1 rRNA gene and 1 pseudogene are annotated in these 1,176 nt (G+C 70.9%); both read left to right on the top strand.

What is annotated here, in order from left to right:
- Window positions 1-97, top strand: a 5S ribosomal RNA gene (gene rrf / locus ACFYY7_RS28205); the annotation flags it as partial.
- Window positions 98-575: 478 nt separating this feature from the next.
- Window positions 576-1,176: pseudogene (locus ACFYY7_RS28200) on the top strand (hypothetical protein); the annotation flags it as partial.

Raw genomic sequence — 1,176 nt, 5'->3', positions numbered from 1 at the left:
GGAAACGCCCGGTTACATTCCGAACCCGGAAGCTAAGCCTTTCAGCGCCGATGGTACTGCAGGGGGGACCCTGTGGGAGAGTAGGACGCCGCCGAGCAATCTTTCATGGACCCTTGGTCCCAGCGTTCACGCTGGGACCAAGGGTCCTTTTGTTTTTGCCGAAGAGCGTCGGATGTCCGGCTGCGCCAGAATGTCTTGTAGTACCCAATGAACAGGAGTCACGCCAATGTCCACCAACTCTCCCGACGATCGTTCGGAGCGCGAGCCGCGTCGCCGGGACGGTGGTGACCGAGGCGGCTTCAGCGGCCGTCGGGACGACCGTGACCGGGACCGTGGGCCGCGTCGTGACAATGACCGTGGTGGCTACCGGCGTGACGACAGCCGGCCCACCGGCGGAAGCGGTGGCGGTGGCTTCCGCCGCGACGACCGTGACCGCGACCGTGGACCCCGCCGCGACGACAACCGTGGTGGTGGCTCCGGCGGCGGGTTCCGCCGTGATGACAGCCGTGGCGGTGGGTTCCGCCGGGACGACAACCGTGGCGGTGGGTCCGGTGGCGGGTTCCGTCGGGACGACCGTGACCGCGATCGGGATCGTGGGCCGCGTCGGGATGATGAGCGTGGTGGGCGTCCGTCGGGTGGTTTCGAGCGGCGTGACGACCGGCCGCGCGGCCCCCGCCGCGACGACGACAGCCGCGGTGGCGGGTTCCGCCGGGATGACAGCCGCGGTGGTGGGTCCGGTGGCGGGTTCCGCCGCGACGACAACCGCGGTGGTGGGTCCGGTGGCGGTGGCTTCCGGCGGGATGACCGCGATCGGGATCGTGGGCCGCGTCGTGACGATGAGCGTGGTGGGTTCCGCGGGCCGCGTCGTGACGATGAGCGTGGTGGGTTCCGTGGGCCGCGTCGGGATGATGAGCGTGGTGGGCGTCCGTCGGGTGGTTTCGAGCGGCGTGATGACCGGCCGCGCGGCCCCCGCCGCGACGACGACAGCCGCGGTGGCGGGTTCCGCCGCGATGACAGCCGCGGTGGTGGGTCCGGTGGCGGGTTCCGGCGGGACGACCGTGACCGCGATCGGGATCGTGGGCCGCGTCGTGACGATGAGCGTGGTGGGTTCCGTGGGCCGCGTCGGGATGATGAGCGTGGTGGGCGTCCGTCGGGTGGTTTCGAGCGGCGTGAGGA

Origin of the sequence: Streptomyces sp. NPDC001933 (genome assembly GCF_042890955.1) — a bacterium.
Lineage (GTDB): Bacteria > Actinomycetota > Actinomycetes > Streptomycetales > Streptomycetaceae > Streptomyces.
Note: the sequence above shows the minus strand (reverse complement) of the source record. Positions and strands in the feature narration are given on the sequence as shown.